Below are 15,623 nucleotides of genomic sequence, written 5' to 3'. Positions count from 1 at the left end.
CCGGTTGCCATCGCAGGCTGTCATGAGCAACTCCCGGCACGAAGTCACACTGTCGATCTCAGCCGGACCAGGGTCCGATGCCGGCGATGTCGAAGAGGCGTTGATCGGCCTCCTCGATGAAGCCCGCGAACGCGCGATCGGGTTCACGATCGTTCCCCAGCCCCCGACGCATCTCCCAGGGGCCAAGGATGCTTCCCAACTGCTCTCCGCCACCGGGGTGATGCTCGCCCTCGCATCGAGCGGGGGGCTGGTCGCGCTGATCAATGCCGTTCAAGGCTGGCTGCTGCACCACAAGAGCAAGGAAGTTTCGATCGAGATCGGCGGCGACAAGATCACGCTCAAGGGCGCCAGCGACGACCAGGTCGCGGCGGTGACGGAGGCCTTCCTGGCCCGCCATCGCGAATGAGGGACGGTCGTGGTCGCAGGCCGCTTCGCCCTGCTGGTGGCTTCCACCGCCTTCGATCACCCTCATCTTCGTCCGCTGGAGTCGCCTGCCCACGACGTGAAGGCCTTGGAGAAGCTGCTCGCGGACCCGGCGGTGGGACGGTATTCGGTCATCACCTGCGTCAATGAGCCGTACGACAAGACCCGGGAGCAGATCGAAGAGTTCTTCCAGGATCGCGCACCCGACGACCACGTGCTCCTGTACGTGTCGACGCACGGCTTGAAGGACGCGCAGGGGAACCTCTACTTCGCGTCTCGCAACACCTCGCCCGTCAAGCTTCAATCCACGACGTTCGAGTCGAGCCTGATCCATCGGCTCAGTCGGGCCTGCCTGGCGCGGCAGCAGGTGTTCATCCTCGACTCCTGCTTCAGCGGCGCGTTCGGCCGCGCCGTGGATGGGCGGAGCAAGGGACGGCAGCGCCTGGAGCGCCAGGACGTGCTGGGGGAGGCGCGTGCGGAGGCGGGCAGCGGCGTGGTGGTCATGACGGGCTCCACGTCCTTCCAGCTTTCGTATGAGGCGCAGGAAGGCGACGACCCGGGACCGTCGGTGTTCACGAGGCACATCGTCGAAGGGATCGCGACGGGAAGCGCGGACGCCGACGGCGACGGCGTGATCACCGCCGACGAGCTCTTCAACTACGCGCAAGCGGCCACCCACCGGGAACACCGGGGACAGACGCCGCAAAAGTGGGTGCTCGGCGCGGTCGGAAACCTCGAGATCGCGCGGACAACCGACGGCCGCCTGCCCGGGTGGCTCCTCAGGCGGGTGCGCAGCCGACATGCGGATCAGCGGCTGCTCGCCGTCACCAGTCTCGAAGACCTCTGCAAAGGCGAGCGACCGGGCCACGCACGAGCGGCGCGACGGCAACTGGAGCAGTTCGCGAACGAGGATGACAGCCAGCGAGTCAGGCTGGCTGCCCAGGCGGCCCTCAAGGGCATGACGGTGCCGTCGGTGGTCGAACCGGTGCCTGCGCCGCAGGTGGTCGAGCCCGCTCCCCCGCCGCCGGCAGTCGAACCCGCTCCGGCGCCGGCGGTGGTCGAAGCAACGCAGGAAGAGGAGCCACGTTCCGAGACGCATGACCGTCGCGATACCGCCGATCAGCCTTCCTCCAGGCGCTACCTCTTCCTCGGCGTGGCGGCGCTCGTGCTCGGGTTTGCTGCGTGGATGCTCAGGGTTCAGGTGCCCGACGTGAAAGGGATGACGCTCGACGAGGCCACGCGGGTCATCGCAGGGCAGGGCCTGACGGTCAAGTCCACGCGCAGAGTGGAAGACGAGCACAGGGAGGCAGGGACCGTCACTGAACAGCAGCCCGGGGCGGGCGAGTCGGTCTTCAGGCGCTCCGGCGTCGCGCTGACTGTGACTGCGATCCCCAATGTGGTCGTTCCCGGCATGGTGGGCATGACGCTGCTGCAGGCAGAGCAAGCGCTCATGGGGCGCGGGCTGTCCGCCAGCCATCGAACGGTGAGCGTCAAGGACCCGGCCTCCATGGGAAAGGTCGTCGGACAGAGTCCCGGCGCGAACACGGTCGTTGCCAAGCGGTCCACGGTGGAGCTGACGGTCGGCCGCGCGGAGGTGATCGAGGTCCCCAATCTCGTGGGCAGCACGCCCAGCGAGGCGAGGGCGATGCTCCAGAACCTTGGCCTGGTCGCGGCGGCAGAGCAGACCACCGTCACGGATTCCGTTCCGGCCGGGCGGATCGCGTCCCAGACACCCGGGGCGGGCATGCGGGTGGCGACCGGCCATTCGGTCACGGTCGTCATCGCCGAAGCTCCCACCCCCACCCCCACGCCCACCCCCACGACGATCCTGAGCATTTCGCCGAACGAGGTGGCCGGCGATGCGTTGCGCGTCGAGGTGGCCTTCAGGTTGCATCCGCAGGTGGCTGCCGCGCGAAGCCGCTACTCGATCAGCTTGCTGGTCATGGCCGAGGGTGGTCGCCAGGCCCTGGGTACGGCGCAGGAATACCAACCACTGCGCCCGGGCGGAACCAACACCTTCGACGTCAAGTGGATGCCCCGTCCGCATGTGGTGGTGAGCACTGCTCTGAGGGCCTGCATATCGGGCCCCGAGGTCGGCCCCAAGAACTTCGGACCCGAGATCGCGTGCTCCGATCTGGCATACCGCAAGGTGTGGACGAACTAGGGCCGGCCGGACCTCGAGCTGCATGCTTGCACCAGGCACAGCCTTATCTTGCTTGAACCACGCCTATGAAATGACGTGGTCCGGCCAGCCCGCATGTGCTTGCCGGCGGGACATCAGCGCGCGTGATACCACGCCGCCGCCTGCCCCCGGGATCCCACCCCCAGCTTGTCCAGCACATTCGCCACATGCCGCTTCACCGTGTGCGGACTCAACGACAGCGCGCGGGCGATGAGCTTGTTGCTGTCGCCCGCCGCCATGCGCTCGAGCACCTCGAGCTCGCGACTGGTCAACACGCCGGCTGAAGCGCCCGCCACGGCAACGCCGCTCGGCTGAACCGGCGCTGCACTTGCCGACAGCCGCTGCAGCCACGTCTGGAGCTCCCCCCGGTCGGCCTCGCCCAGCTGCCCACGCCAATCGTGCCCGGCCAACAGCGAGGCGACCGGCCGGGCGAAGAGCGCGGACCCCGCCGCGCCGACGCGCGAGCGCGCATGCAGCCCGATCAGCGGTGCCGCCGCCTCGCGCACACGCCCGCTGCGCAGGCAGGCCGCAGCAAGGAACAGCCGCGTCGGCGCATCGAGCCGCGTGCGGATCAATCCCGTCTCGTCGATCACGGCCCGCTCCCACGAATCGATGGCCGCCTGCGCATCACCACGCAACCACGCGGCATGGCCGCGCGCGATGTCGATCACGATCGTGTGCAGACCCGGCAGTGCGCTGTCGACCGGCGTCGATTCCAGCACCGCAAGCTGCTCGCGCAGCGCCTGCTCGTCGCCCACCGCCGCCGCACAGCCGGCGACAAAGTTGGCGACGATCCATCGGGCCCGGTGGCCCTGCCCGGTCGAAGGGCCCTCCAGCAGCAGCCGCATCGCCTCGCGGGTGGCGGGCGCGTCGCCGCCCGCCGCCGCGATCTGCAGCTGCAGCACGGTCGCCAGCGCATTCACGCCGGTGGGCTCGGCCAGCCAGCGCAGTTCCTGGCGCGTCGCGTCGAGCGCCTCGCGTGCGCCGCCGATGTCGCCCTTCACGAGCAGGCGGTGCCAGCCCCGCGTGATCAAAGCCATCGCCTTCAGGGTCAACGGCTGCTCGCCGCTGACGCGCAATGCCCCCTCGATCCACCGTTCCGTCAGCGGCCCCATGCCCGGGATGTGCACCCCCACCGTGCCCAGGTTGCCCTGGTACCAGAGATGCGGCTCGGCGCTGCGCTCCAGGTGCTCCAGCGTCGCCGCATAGTGCCGGCGTGCATCCTCGAAGCGGCCTTCGTCGATGTCGGCCCACGCCAGGGCGACCCCGGTCACCACGTGCGGCGCGGGAGCGCGCGCCCGCAGCTTGTCCACTCCCAGTTCGCGCAGGCCGCGGCGGCTGAGAAAGTTGAGCGCGATCGCGCGGTAGCCGAGCCCCATGTCGGCGATCTCGATGTCGCCCGCGCGCTGGCCCAGCGTCTCGGCGGCCCGCGCGGAGGCATCCATCGTCGCGAAATCGCCCTGCGCCCAACCCAGCAGGCATTGCGAGAGGTGCCATGCCGCCAGACCTTCGCGGCTCGGGGCATCGAACAGCGCAAGCATGGTGCGCACGGTGGGCAGCGCACCGGCGGTGATCCACGCGGGCGTGGCCGCCAGCAGCACCCGCGCGGCGCCGGCCGCGTCGCCCGAGCGCAGCAGCAGCGCAATGCTGCGCGCCGGGTCGGTCTCGCCGGCGGCCGCACGGCGCAGCAGGTCCGGCAGCAATGCGGGACGCTCGCGCGCCAGGCGCTGCTCGAGCGCGGCCCGGAACAGGTCATGCAGCTTGAGCGTCGGCTCTTGCGCCTCGAGCGAGGTGACGAACAGGCCCATCGCCTCCACGCGCTCGAGAAGGCGCGCTGCATCGGGCCGGCCCGACACCGCCGCCGCACGCGCGGCGGTGAGTTCGGGCAGCACGCTGACCTGGAGCAGGAAATCGCGCAGGTCGGCATCGAGCGTGTCGATCACCTCCTCGGTCAGGAAGTCGTTGAAAGCGCGCTCGCTGCCGATGGATGCGCCGCCGCGGTCCACGCGAAGTGCGAGCTGCACGCCGGCGGCCCAGCCTTCGGTGCGCGCGAGCAGCGCATCGACGCGCTCGGGGGCCGTGCCGGCCGCGGCGAGCCACACGGCGAGCTCCTCCCGAGTCCATCGCAGCGCTTGCTGTCGGAACTCGGCCAACTCGCCCGCGGCGCGCCAGCGGGGCAGTGCCAGCGGCGGGTCGTGGCGCGTGAGGATGGCCACTGTCCAGCGTGCACCGAGCCGGTCGACGAGGGCGTCCAGGAAGCGGTGCACATCCTCGTCGCCGGTGCGGTGCAGGTCGTCGATCACGATCACGCCGTGCGGCACCTCGGCAGCCTCGAGTGCGTTGAGCAGCTCGACGGTGAAGCGCGCGCGGCCCGCGGCATCGCCCGCACCGGCGACGAGGGCTTCCGGTGCGCTGCGCCACGGCAAGTCGTAGGGCTCGAGCGCGGCGACCAGGCACTCCAGCAGCCGCGGCAGGTCATCGCCGACATCGACCGACACCCAGGCCAGCGCGACGCCGCTCGGCCAGTCGCGCAGCTGCTGCGCCATCAGCGCGCTCTTTCCGTAGCCGGCCGGCGCGCTCACGAGCACCAGCCGCTGGGTCGACAGCGCGTCGCGCAGCGGGCCATCGAGGCGCGGCCGCGACAGCAGCAATCGGCCGCGAGGCCGCGGCGGCTGGATCTTGGTGAGGGCGAAAGTCATGAGCGGAGGATGCTACTCCGGCGCTGCTGGCCAGCGGAAGAAATGCGTCCGAGCGAGTGATGTTCGTGAAGGTCTGCGCCCTCCATGCTCAACGGACATGAACACCACGACGGGTCGCCCGGGTACTGCATGCAGGTCGAGGGCCCGTGCCCTGCGCCAAACCCCGACCGACGCCGAGCGCGCCCTCTGGCATCGCCTGCGCGAGGACGGTGCAAGTCATGACGCACGGCGATATCAGACGCCCTCTCCCGCTCGCGGGAGAGGGCGAGAATCCGGGGCAACAAGTCAGTGACGCGCGCGCCACATCAATCTCTTGCGCAAGCAGGAGAAAGGATGTGCAGGGGATTCCCTCTCCCGCTCGCGGGAGAGGGCCAGGGTGAGGGCCCCTCATCACCCCGCGACGTTTCGCGTCCCCTCCACGCTGCCCCAGAACCACTCGATGTGCGCACCGCGGCGCTGCTCGCGCAGCCACTCATCGAACAGCCTGGCAGCGACGAGGCGGCGCAGCTCGGGGTCTCGCGGCTCGGCCGGCTCGACGGCCAGCACCTGCGCGAGCAGGTGGCCGTCGCCCACCGGCACCGGACCCACCAGCAGGCCCGTGTCGCCCGCGCCCCCCGCCGCCGCGATGGCGCGCTCGACGGCCGCCTCGAGCCGATGACGGCGCACGCGACGCAGCGAAGTCTCGATCTCGCCATCACGGCCTTGCGCGAACACGTGCTGCGACGCCTCCAGCAGGCTGCGGCCGCCGCGCAGCGCAGCGTCGCGCACCGCGGCCGCTGTCTGCTCCGAACGGGCTTGCGCGGTCGCGATGGCGATCATGTCGAAGGAACGCAGGTCGTGTGCGAGGACCTCGTCGACACGGTCGCCGACGGTGCGCTCGCGCAGCTTCGCGGTGCGCGCGAGCTGCGTGGCCATGGCTTCCAGCATCTGCCAGGTGGCGCCGCTGTCCTTCATCCATGCCTCGAGGTCCGCGACGCTGAGCAGACCGCGTCCGCGGCGCATCGCGTCGAGCGCCTGCTGGGTCTCCTCGACGCTCACGTCGACCGGCTCGCGCGCCAGCGCCTCGTCGACGAGGCAGCGGTCGACCAGCCTCTGCATGAGCGGCACGCGTTCCCACAGCACATCGAGCTGGGCAATCGCATCGGCCACCGACAGCACGACGCCGTTGACCCGCACGAGGTCCGAATCCTTCCAGCGCTGCAGCCCGCGCAGCGGCCACGGCAGCGCATGGTCCTGGCACACGCTCACCGAAATGGTCTTGCCTGCGTCCTGACGGATCAGCGCGTCGAAGTGCGTCGAGCCGTCGAACGCCTGCTGTTCCCACACCACGTCGATGTCGGCGCCGGGGTGCCGCGCGCGCAGCGACGGAAGCCCTGCGAGCGCTGCTTCGGGGGAGGCCCGTTGATGCGCCAGGCTGTCGAGGAAGGCATGGACGTCGTGGAGCACGTCGGGCGTGGGATCAGGCATGGCGAGCCTCGTGAAGGAGATGGGGTGTGCGGTCCGCGTCGGTGGTCGCGTCGCCCAGCAGGAAGCCGGCGATGGCGTCGCTGATCGGCAGGCCGGTGAGCTCCTCGATCCAGCCGTACTCGCCGGCGGAATTGAGCTCGAGGAACACGTATCGATCGTCGGGCGTGAGGATGAGGTCGATGGTGCCGAAGGCCAGTCCGGCATCGGCCACCAGCGCCACGCAGCGATCGGCGATGTCGCGCGGCAGCGCATGGGCACGGTGCGGCGTGGCGGCGAGGTCGTAGCGGCGCCAGTCCACGCGCGTGCGGTGCGTCGCCTGCGAGTCGATCTCGGCCGCGAACACCTGCCGGCCGACCACCGTGACGCGCAGCTCCAGGCGCTTGGGCACGTAGGCCTGCACGACGATGGGGCAAAGCGAGACGGCCTGCGCATGGGCGACGTCGCGCGGCGACACCCTCTCGGTGTAGCGGGAGAACTCGCTTCCGAAGCGCGGCCTCAGCGCCAGCGTGCTGGTGATCTTGCTGATCAGCTGGCCGTTGCACTCGCGGTGGAGATCGAGGAACTCCGCCGGGTCGTTCGTGAACGATGTCGGCGCCACGTCGAAGCCGAGCGCGGTGGCGCGACACATCTGCGAGGCCTTTCGCTGGGCGGTCGCCATGGCCGACGGCCGCCCCGGCAGCGCGCGGCAGGCCAGCGAGTCCCACACCGACGCGATGAATTCGCGCGCGTCCTGCTCCACGACGCCACGCACTTCGGGATCGACGATGGCGTCGGCCGCCACGCAGGGGCGGGGCTTGCGGTACCACACCGCCGACAGCTCGTCGAAGCGCACGGTGCGTCCGCCCGTGCGCAGCGTGTATCGCGGTGTCGACGCGCGAAACGACACGCTGATGCGCGCCTTCGAAGGGAAGTCCCCGGCGTCGAAGCGCAGCACGTCCGCGCCTCGGCGTCGCAGGATGGATTCGACCCGGCCGGCGGGCTCGTCGTCCGCGGCGGTCACGATGAGGATCATGGGGGCTCCCGGGTGAATGGAAGGAGGGGCCGACGTCCGAGCGGAACGGTCGGCTTTCCTCTCATCGACTAGCGGGTGGCGCTCAGAGCGTCCACTCGTCGGCCCGCTGCAGGCTGCCGCAGGTCCAGGACACCGACATGCGCGCGCCGGACACGGCTTGCAGTTCCTGCTCGGTCAGCGTGGCGCCCACTTGCGTGAGCTCGTCGGCACGCAGGCGGCGGCTGTCGACGGCGGGCTGGGTGGTGGTGTTTTCGACTTTCATGTGAATCTCCGTTTCAATGTCAAAGGTTGGAAGAACGGGTCTGCTGCGCGAGACCCTTGCGATGCCCGCCTTCGCAGGCGCAGCCTGCGAGTGCGGAACATGGGGTTGGCCGATGGCGGTCCGTCTTCATGCGACGGCCGCGATCTGCGGCAAGCGGGTGGCTGCGTCCGGCCCCCAGAGGGCGATGACGCGGCCGGACATGGCGATGGTTTCGGCGCGGTGGGCGATGCAGATGCGCGTCAGCTTCAGGCCGCGCACTGCCTCGTTGACGCTGCGCTCGCGGTCGACGTCGAGGTGGCTGGTGGCTTCGTCGAGCGCCAGGATGCGCGGCTGCTTGTAGAGGGCCCGCGCCAGCAGCACGCGCTGCTTCTGGCCGCCCGACAGCACGGTGCCCATGTCGCCGATCAGGGTGTTGTAGCCCATCGGCATGGCCAGGATGTCCGCCTCGATGGCCGCCAGCCGGGCGCAGGCTTCGAGGCGTTGGCGGTCCGGCTCGAGGTCGAAGAAGCAGATGTTGTCCGCCACCGAGCCGGCGAACAGCTCGTCTTCCTGCATCACCGCGCCGACCAGGTCGCGGTAGCGGGTGCCCAGGGTCGCGATGTCGACGCCGCCGACCAGCACCTCGCCTTCGGTCGGCTTCAGGATGCCGAGGATCAGCTTGAGCAGCGTCGTCTTGCCGCACCCGGACGGGCCCACGATCGCGACCGACTCGCCTTCCTCGATGCGAAGGTTCACGCCGTGCAGGATCGGCGCCTCGAACTCCGAGTAGCGGAAGCTGACGTTGCGCAGCTCGACGTCGGCGCGCAGGCCGGCATGCACCGCATCGATGCGGCCTTCGGATTCGGGCTCGGCCAGGGCGATGTCGGCGACGCGTTCGGCGTGCAGGCCCAGCATGCGAAGGTCGATCGCCTTGTCGACGACGGCCGCGGCCCGGGTGACGAACTGCAGCTTGAACGCCGCGAAGGCGAACAGCATGCCCACCGACATTGCGCCGTCGAGCACGAGCAGCGCGCCGACCGAGACGACGGCAATGTTCTCGATGCCGAACAGCGCGCCGTTGAGGGCGCGGTAGACGATGTCCAGCCGCTGGATGCGGATCCCGGCGTTGAAGCTCTCGGCCAGCAGGTTGCCGTGCGCGGTGCTTCGCTGCTGCTGGCGGTTGAACAGCTTCACGCTCTGGATGCCACGCACCGTCTCCAGGAAGCTGCTCTGCTGCCTGGCCGCGTGCGCGATCTGCTCGTTCTGCGCCTGCCGCAGCGGCCGATACAGCGCCACGCGCAGCGCGGCGTAGAGCAGGACTGCCGCCAGCACGATGGAGGCGAGCAGCGGGTGATAGGCGAACATCACCGCCACGGTGACGACGGCCATGACGCCATCGACGATCGCCTCGATGAAGCTGCCGGTCAGCGTGCGCTGGATGGCATTGAGCGATTCGAATCGCGAGCTGATGTCGCCCAGGTGCCGCTTCTCGAAGAAGCTCAGCGGCAGGCGCACCAGGTGAGCGAAGAGGTCCGTCACGACCTGCATGTTCAGCGTGGTCCCGAGCACCATCACCACCCACGAGCGCGCGGCGCTGATGCCCACCTGCGCCAGCACCAGCAGCAGAAACCCTGTGCCGAGCACGACGACCAGGTCGCGGTCCTGGGCCACGATCGCCTGGTCGACCACCAGCTGCATGTACAGCGGCGCCAGCACGGCGAACAGCTCGAGCGCAGCCGCCATCAGCAGGATCTGCGCGATCGTGGCGCGCACGCCGCGAATGCGCCCGAGCAGGTCGAGCACCGACAACCGGCGGCGCCGCACCTGCGGGCGGAATTCGTGGGCCGGCGCGACCTCCAGGCAGACGCCGGTGAAGTGCCGGGAGACCTCGGCGATGTCGAGCTCGCGCATGCCGCTTGCGGGGTCGTGGATCACGGCGCGCGTGCCGCGCATGCGCACCAGCACGACGTAGTGATTGAAGTCCCAATGCAGCACGGCCGGCAGCGCCAGCCGCGCCAGGTCTTCCAGCTCCACCTTCACCGGGCGCGCCGCCAGCGACATCCGGCTCGCCACCTGCAGCAGGTGGGCCAGCGTCGCGCCCTTCAGGGACACGGGATGGTCGTTGCGCAGCGTCGCCAGGTCGACCTGGTCGCCGTGGTGGCCGGCGATCATCGCCAGGCAGGCCAGGCCGCACTCGGTCGCCTCGGTCTGCAGGATCAACGGCGTTGTGCGCCGGCCGGAGAAGTCGAGCACGGTGCCCATCGTCAGACTCTCCTGGCCACGGTGAGCATCGGCTCGAACAGCCACTCGACCAGGCGACGCCGCTCGAGCCAGATGTCGGCGTCGAGCTGCATCCCCGGCTGCAGCGGCACCTCGGACCGCTCGGTGCGGACGGCTTGCGCCTCGATCTTCACGGTCACCCGGTACGCCGATTCCTGAAGTGCAACCGGACCATCGGCCTCGCCCGGAGCCACCATCGTGCGCGGGATCTCCGTGACCTGACCCTTGAAGGTGCCGAAGCGCTGGTACGGGAAGGCCTGGTAGCGCAGCGACACCTGATCGCCGGGAGCGATGAAGGCGATGGAACGGCTCGGCACGAGCAGCTTCGCCTCGAGCCGGCCATCGCCCGGGAGGATCGACAGCAGCAGGGTCTGCGCGCCCGTGGTCTGGCCGCGATCGGCCAGCACGGCGGTGGCGATACCGTCCGCCGGCGCCGTGATGACGATGGTCCTGCGCGACTGATGCTCCGTGAGTTCCTGCGAGAGCTGGGCCTTCTCGCGATCGAGCTTGGAGCGCTCGTGCGTGGCCCGCAACTCGGCCGAGGCCAGGTCCTGCCGCAGCGATTCGACCTCGCGCTCGAGGCTCGCCTGGTCGCGCAGGACCTCGTTCAGCCGGCCGCGCTGGTCGAGCAGCTCGTCGCGCTTCTGCTCCACCTGCGCCTCCGGCACGAAGCGCTGTGCGCCCAGCGACTCGTACCGCGCGAAGGCGCGCTCGGCGCTCTCGACGCGCTGCCGCTGATGGGCCTCGGCGGACTGGAGCTCGCGCCGCTCCGCTTCCATGCGACGCAGGCGTTGCTGCGTGCCGGCGACTTGCAGCCGTGCGATGCCGGCGTGCGACTCGTACTCCCGTGCCAACGCGGACTGGCGCTGCGCAATCGCGCCGATGGCGGCGGTCTGCGAGGCCGGCGTCTCGGGCGAGCCGCGCTCGGTCGACAGCACGAACAGCGTGTCGCCGCGCGTCACCTTCTGGCCTTCGTGGACGTGCTTCTCGACGAGCGTCCCGGCCTGGCCTGCGTAGACCTTGATCATGCCCGCCGAGGGAGTCAGGTAGCCGCTGACATGCGCCTTGCGGGTGTACTGACCCCACATGCCCCAGCAGACGATGGCGATCGCGATGCCTGCCGCGAGCGCGCTCAGCACGGCGAAGGGCAGGCGATGCGCGGCGAGCACGCGGCCGGCCAGCGTGGCCCGCGTGGCGTCGATCGCTTCTTGCCTGAACAGAGTGGGACGCATGACGCTGCCTGCTCGCTTCGCTGGTTGACCGTTTCGATGAGGCGCAACTCTAGGCAGCGGGCGCAGCCGCCGCGTCGGCCACAGGAGCCACTCGCGGCGTGTCGGCGGGCCAGGCGGGCGAGCGGGGTCGGATAGCCCGAACGGGCCATGTCGCGATCGCGGGCGATGCGTGGGCCAGGGATGGACACGCAGGGGATCCGGGACAGTCCGGCCACAGGGCCAGGCGCGGGTGAGGCGCGGAGTCAGCATTCAGCCTAGTGCGAAGACCTAGGCTTGTCGGAAATGCGTGAATGTCTCCTCCCCAGGCTCTTCATAGAGTCACTGCCTGGTGCAGACGTGTGTCTGCGCGCCTCAACCGAGACTCAGCCATGGAAACCAAAGCAAGCGTTCAGACACCAACCAAGAGCGACTCCGGCACCAGGACTGCCTGGCCCCTTGTCGAGCCCACTCAGGAGTTCCTGATCTTCCTCGGACCAGGCGTCAATGCGCTGACCCCCGCGCCCGGCGCACCCTCCTTGTTGGAAAAGCTCAAAGCGGCGGCAGGTGGTGTAAAGGCCACTTTCATCGGCGACGGAGTCAAGGATCTGGATCCCAACGAGCCCAAGCGCGTGAAGGTATCCAAGAACACTGTCGCCTTCGTCTCATTCATCTCGACGAACCCCCCGCTGGCCCCCAGTCCACCGAGTCCAAGCAGCTCAATCAGAAGCTGATCTACGCCAAGGGCAAGTCCTGGCCCGCCGTCGCGATCTTTGATCAACTGGTCCAGGCGGGGGTGATCGTGGTCAATCTCTTCTCGTGCGGGGCCGGACGAATGGCTGCTGAGATCCCGAGGTATCCCCAGAAGCTGCTGCAAGGCGGAGCCGTCACCTACAACCTCTTTGGCGGCAAAGAGGAATACGACGGCAATCTGGCGATTGTCAGCATGGAGACCCGAAGGTCGTGCACCATGCGGGTCGCAAGGATGTTCCCGCAAACCTTCCCCCGGACAACGTCCGCATGTACCGGACGGTGCTGCTGATTGAACGCACCTACAAGAACGACTTCGCGTCGATTGTCCGACTGCTTCGCAGCACGGACGTGGACGTCAACGCTGTCGATCCGAGTGGCCGAACGGCGTTGCACCTCGCGATGGTCCACCAATGCACGTCAGCCGCGATCGCTCTGGCAAGCGCCAAGGCGGACGTCAACTTGCGGGACTACAAGGGGATCACGCCCCTCTGGCACGCGGCAGCCTGGGGAAATTTGGAAGGCGTCGACTTCCTGATTCAGCTCGGTGCGGACGTCGACTTGTCCAACGACCAGGGAGTCGCGCCAATGTCCGCGACGACGACGGCCACACGGAACGCCGAGCCCATCATCAAGGCGCTCATCGGCGCGAAGGCAGACACGAACAAGACCGACAAGCAGGGCCGCACGGCCCTTCATTGGGCAGCGAACAATGGCAACGTCGCCGCAGTGAAGGCGCTCTTGACCGACGAGCGTATCGACATGAACAAGGGGCATCCCCAATTTGGCACTGCCCTCATGATCGCGACGATCTACGGACATGCAGACGTGGTCGCGGAGTTGCTCAAGCACAAGGGGCGGCTGGACCTCAACAAGCCCGCTGGCGGCAAGACTCCGCTCGCAGCCGCGAAGGCGAATAACCGGGCCAATATCGCCGCGATGCTTGTCTCCGCCGGCGCGAAGTGGCGGTGAGATCGGCACTCGCGTGGGCGGCGCGTGGCTGAGGATGAACCGGGGCTCCACCAGTCGCTGGCGAGGGGGGCGCAAGCCCTGACGAACGGCGATGGTGCGGACCCCGGGCGGGGGGCAGAACGAAGATCGACATCACTGCGAAATACGAACGTTGCAGCGGGGATCGCACCAATGCCTGCCGCCCCGCCCAGGGCTACGATCCCCGCATGTTGAAATCCCCTTCGAGCTGCTCGCGCGAACGCTCGCGCCTGCGCTGCGCGATTGCCGTCTTCCTCGCCGGCGCAACGGCGCAGGCCATGGCATGGGAACCGACCGCGCCGGTCGAGCTGGTGGTGCCCGCCGGCACGGGCGGCGGCGCCGACCAGATGGCGCGCTTCATCCAGAAGGTGGTGACCGACCACCGCCTGATGCGCCAGCCGCTGAGCGTGGTCAACAAGTCGGGCAACTCCGGCGCCGACGGCCTGCTGGACGTGAAGGCTTCTCGCGGCGATCCCCACAAGCTGGTCATCACGCTGTCGAACCTGTTCACGACACCGCTAGCCACCGGCGTGGACTTCAGCTGGCGGGACATCACGCCGGTGAAGATGCTGGCCCTCGACCAGTTCGTCCTGTGGGTCAACGCCGCCTCGCCCTACGGCACGCCGCAGCAGCTGATGGACGCGTTGCGCACCGGCGCACCGGGTGCCCTGCGGCTCGGCGGTACCGGGAGCAAACAGGAGGATCAGCTGCTCAGCGTGCTGCTGGAGACCGCTGCCTCGACCCGCATCAGCTACGTGCCGCTGAAGGGCGGCGGGGACGTCGCGAACTCGCTGGCGACGCGGCAGGTGGACCTCACGGTCAACAACCCGATCGAGGCCGAGAAGCTGTGGCGCGAGCGGGTGGTCCGCCCGTTGTGCGTCTTCGACGGACAGCCGCTCGAGTACCGCCAGAAGGTGTCCGACGACAAGAGCTGGGCCGACCTGCCTACCTGCATGTCCGCCGGCATTCCGGTGCAGTACCTCATGATGCGCGGCATCTTCATGGCCCCGGGCGCGACCCCGGAGCAGGTGGCCTACTACAGCGAGGTGCTCGACAAGGTGCGCCAGGTGCCGGAGTGGAAGGAGTTCATGATCCGCGGCGCCTTCAAGCAGACAACGATGCAGGGTCCTGCGTTCGTCGATTGGCTCGACAAGGCCGAGTCCTTTCACCGCCTGCTGATGCGCGAGGCCAGGCTGCTGCCGCCGAAGGCCGGCCCGTCGGCGAGCGATCTGCCGGCGCGAAAGAAATAGGAACCGGGTGCTCTCCTCTCCCTCTCGAGGCAGAGGGTGTCGCCGAGGCGAGCTCCGTGGATCAAATGCCCCGGCCGGAACGCTAGGCCGCGTTGAATGTATTGCTCGTCTCACCGATCGCTGGCTGCGCGCGCCCCGAGGCCGAACGTGCCGAGGGCGTTCCGTCGCCGGCATTGAGCGACGACGTGTCCGTCGGAAGATGATCGGCTGCCGACGTCAGTTCGTCGACGCCTCCCTCGACGCCGCGCGCCGCGGGCCGGCGGGCGGACTCGTTCTTGCGTTGCAGGGCGTTGGCAACCACCATCCCGACGGCGATCCCGAACAGTAACTTGAACATGGCGTGCTCCATGAGGCGGGACCCTCATGCGGCAAGCGACGTGCCCGAATGCAGGACGCTCACGTTTCACCCAGCAGCTCGACGAACGCCCTCCCTTGCGGCAATCCCCGCACGATGTCGACCGAATCATCGACGCCGCCTTCTGTCGCCCGCCACCACACCGAGCAGCCGGCCAGGCGCGACGTCAGCTCCTGCGCCGCCAGCGCATGCAGCCACTGCGACAGGGTCGCCGTGCGTCCCAGCCGCAGATGCAGGCCCTGCGACATCGTCTGCGAAGGCATCAGCGGGCCGCGTCCGGGTGTCGGCCACGGCGGCGCCTCGTGCAGCGCGGCCTCCAGCGCCTCGACCGAGCCCTGACCGTCGTTGAGCGTGCGCATCGCGGCCTGCGCGAGGTGCTCGTACCAGAGCTCCAGGTGGTCCAGTGCGATGCGGTCCTCCGGCGGGCGCAGGCGCGGATGGGCGATCAGCAGCGGGTAGTAGCGGCCGACGCTGTCGCAGCTGGGCATCAGCAGTCCGAACCACCACTGCGTGTCGATCACGCCGGGGGTCCAGGCGAAGCGCAGCAGCGGTGCCGTGAGGTAGATCTGCAGCCAGCGCTCGCCGAGGTGTTCGCGGCTGCTTCGCATGGCGGCCGACAGCCAGGCGTCGCAGGCGGCGAGCCACGGCTGCGGCAGCCGGCGCTGCGCGAAGTCGCCCAGTGTCGCCAGCTTGCCGTACCAGCCCGGCGCATCGCGGCTTTCGGAGGCCGGCGCGGACCAGGCAGGCGTCACGATCCGGCTCCGGA

13 protein-coding genes are annotated in these 15,623 nt (G+C 69.2%); 5 read left to right on the top strand and 8 right to left on the bottom strand.

Annotation, left to right across the window (positions count from 1 at the left end):
* The first annotated feature begins 22 nt into the window (after window positions 1–22).
* Both P7V53_RS25345 and P7V53_RS25340 read left to right on the top strand, forming a co-directional pair.
* On the top strand, window positions 23–406 hold the full coding sequence (locus P7V53_RS25345; protein ID WP_280152267.1) for a hypothetical protein: 384 nt from the start codon (window positions 23–25) through the stop codon (window positions 404–406).
* 9 nt (window positions 407–415) lie between these two features.
* On the top strand, window positions 416–2,587 hold the full coding sequence (locus P7V53_RS25340) for a PASTA domain-containing protein (protein WP_280152266.1): 2,172 nt from the start codon (window positions 416–418) through the stop codon (window positions 2,585–2,587).
* Between the two features lie 113 nt (window positions 2,588–2,700).
* On the opposite strand, the gene P7V53_RS25335 is transcribed toward P7V53_RS25340, so the two are convergent.
* The 6 genes from P7V53_RS25335 to P7V53_RS25310 form a co-directional block, all read right to left on the bottom strand.
* Window positions 2,701–5,304 carry a LuxR C-terminal-related transcriptional regulator gene (locus tag P7V53_RS25335; protein ID WP_280152265.1) on the bottom strand — a complete coding sequence of 868 codons (2,604 nt, stop codon included), beginning with the start codon at window positions 5,302–5,304 and terminating at the stop codon, window positions 2,701–2,703.
* Window positions 5,305–5,694: 390 nt separating this feature from the next.
* Entirely contained in the window at window positions 5,695–6,771 is a 1,077-nt protein-coding gene (locus P7V53_RS25330) for a TIGR04500 family putative peptide maturation system protein (RefSeq protein ID WP_280152264.1), read from the bottom strand.
* Complete coding sequence (locus P7V53_RS25325) at window positions 6,764–7,783, bottom strand: MvdC/MvdD family ATP grasp protein (RefSeq protein ID WP_280152263.1); 1,020 nt, start codon at window positions 7,781–7,783, stop codon at window positions 6,764–6,766. Before P7V53_RS25325 ends, P7V53_RS25330 begins: the two co-directional genes overlap by 8 nt.
* A gap of 82 nt (window positions 7,784–7,865) precedes the next feature.
* Complete coding sequence (locus tag P7V53_RS25320) at window positions 7,866–8,045, bottom strand: hypothetical protein (RefSeq protein ID WP_280152262.1); 180 nt, start codon at window positions 8,043–8,045, stop codon at window positions 7,866–7,868.
* 126 nt (window positions 8,046–8,171) lie between these two features.
* A complete protein-coding gene (locus P7V53_RS25315) occupies window positions 8,172–10,286 on the bottom strand; it encodes a peptidase domain-containing ABC transporter (protein ID WP_280152261.1) in 2,115 nt (704 codons plus the stop codon).
* 2 nt (window positions 10,287–10,288) lie between these two features.
* A complete protein-coding gene (locus tag P7V53_RS25310; protein WP_280152260.1) occupies window positions 10,289–11,536 on the bottom strand; it encodes an HlyD family efflux transporter periplasmic adaptor subunit in 1,248 nt (415 codons plus the stop codon).
* Window positions 11,537–11,904: 368 nt separating this feature from the next.
* On the opposite strand from P7V53_RS25310, the gene P7V53_RS25305 reads away from it, so the two are divergent.
* The 3 genes from P7V53_RS25305 (at window position 11,905) to P7V53_RS25295 (ending at window position 14,502) form a co-directional block, all read left to right on the top strand.
* Complete coding sequence (locus tag P7V53_RS25305) at window positions 11,905–12,246, top strand: hypothetical protein (protein WP_280152259.1); 342 nt, start codon at window positions 11,905–11,907, stop codon at window positions 12,244–12,246.
* Window positions 12,247–12,532: 286 nt separating this feature from the next.
* A complete protein-coding gene (locus P7V53_RS25300) occupies window positions 12,533–13,234 on the top strand; it encodes an ankyrin repeat domain-containing protein (protein ID WP_280152258.1) in 702 nt (233 codons plus the stop codon).
* A 206-nt stretch (window positions 13,235–13,440) separates the two neighbouring features.
* Window positions 13,441–14,502: a tripartite tricarboxylate transporter substrate-binding protein gene (locus P7V53_RS25295; RefSeq protein ID WP_280152257.1), complete on the top strand. Its 1,062-nt coding sequence runs from the start codon at window positions 13,441–13,443 to the stop codon at window positions 14,500–14,502.
* Between the two features lie 82 nt (window positions 14,503–14,584).
* On the opposite strand, the gene P7V53_RS25290 is transcribed toward P7V53_RS25295, so the two are convergent.
* Both P7V53_RS25290 and tagF read right to left on the bottom strand, forming a co-directional pair.
* The gene (locus P7V53_RS25290; protein ID WP_280152256.1) at window positions 14,585–14,839 is read right to left on the bottom strand and encodes a hypothetical protein; all 255 of its coding nucleotides are present in this window, start codon (window positions 14,837–14,839) and stop codon (window positions 14,585–14,587) included.
* A 59-nt stretch (window positions 14,840–14,898) separates the two neighbouring features.
* Window positions 14,899–15,609: a type VI secretion system-associated protein TagF gene (tagF, locus tag P7V53_RS25285; protein ID WP_280152255.1), complete on the bottom strand. Its 711-nt coding sequence runs from the start codon at window positions 15,607–15,609 to the stop codon at window positions 14,899–14,901.
* Window positions 15,610–15,623 lie beyond the last annotated feature (14 nt).

Origin of the sequence: Piscinibacter sp. XHJ-5 (assembly GCF_029855045.1) — a bacterium.
Lineage (GTDB): Bacteria > Pseudomonadota > Gammaproteobacteria > Burkholderiales > Burkholderiaceae_C > Albitalea.
Note: the sequence above shows the minus strand (reverse complement) of the source record. Positions and strands in the feature narration are given on the sequence as shown.

What these genes read in the sequence shown, in the direction of transcription:
- P7V53_RS25345 (WP_280152267.1), top strand. Translation starts at nt 23, where the DNA reads ATGAGCAACTCCCGGCACGAAGTCACACTGTCGATCTCAGCCGGACCA.
- P7V53_RS25335 (WP_280152265.1), bottom strand. Translation starts at nt 5,304, where the DNA reads ATGACTTTCGCCCTCACCAAGATCCAGCCGCCGCGGCCTCGCGGCCGA.
- P7V53_RS25330 (WP_280152264.1), bottom strand. Translation starts at nt 6,771, where the DNA reads ATGCCTGATCCCACGCCCGACGTGCTCCACGACGTCCATGCCTTCCTC.
- P7V53_RS25325 (WP_280152263.1), bottom strand. Translation starts at nt 7,783, where the DNA reads ATGATCCTCATCGTGACCGCCGCGGACGACGAGCCCGCCGGCCGGGTC.
- P7V53_RS25320 (WP_280152262.1), bottom strand. Translation starts at nt 8,045, where the DNA reads ATGAAAGTCGAAAACACCACCACCCAGCCCGCCGTCGACAGCCGCCGC.
- P7V53_RS25315 (WP_280152261.1), bottom strand. Translation starts at nt 10,286, where the DNA reads ATGGGCACCGTGCTCGACTTCTCCGGCCGGCGCACAACGCCGTTGATC.
- P7V53_RS25310 (WP_280152260.1), bottom strand. Translation starts at nt 11,536, where the DNA reads ATGCGTCCCACTCTGTTCAGGCAAGAAGCGATCGACGCCACGCGGGCC.
- P7V53_RS25305 (WP_280152259.1), top strand. Translation starts at nt 11,905, where the DNA reads ATGGAAACCAAAGCAAGCGTTCAGACACCAACCAAGAGCGACTCCGGC.
- P7V53_RS25300 (WP_280152258.1), top strand. Translation starts at nt 12,533, where the DNA reads ATGTACCGGACGGTGCTGCTGATTGAACGCACCTACAAGAACGACTTC.
- P7V53_RS25295 (WP_280152257.1), top strand. Translation starts at nt 13,441, where the DNA reads ATGTTGAAATCCCCTTCGAGCTGCTCGCGCGAACGCTCGCGCCTGCGC.
- P7V53_RS25290 (WP_280152256.1), bottom strand. Translation starts at nt 14,839, where the DNA reads ATGTTCAAGTTACTGTTCGGGATCGCCGTCGGGATGGTGGTTGCCAAC.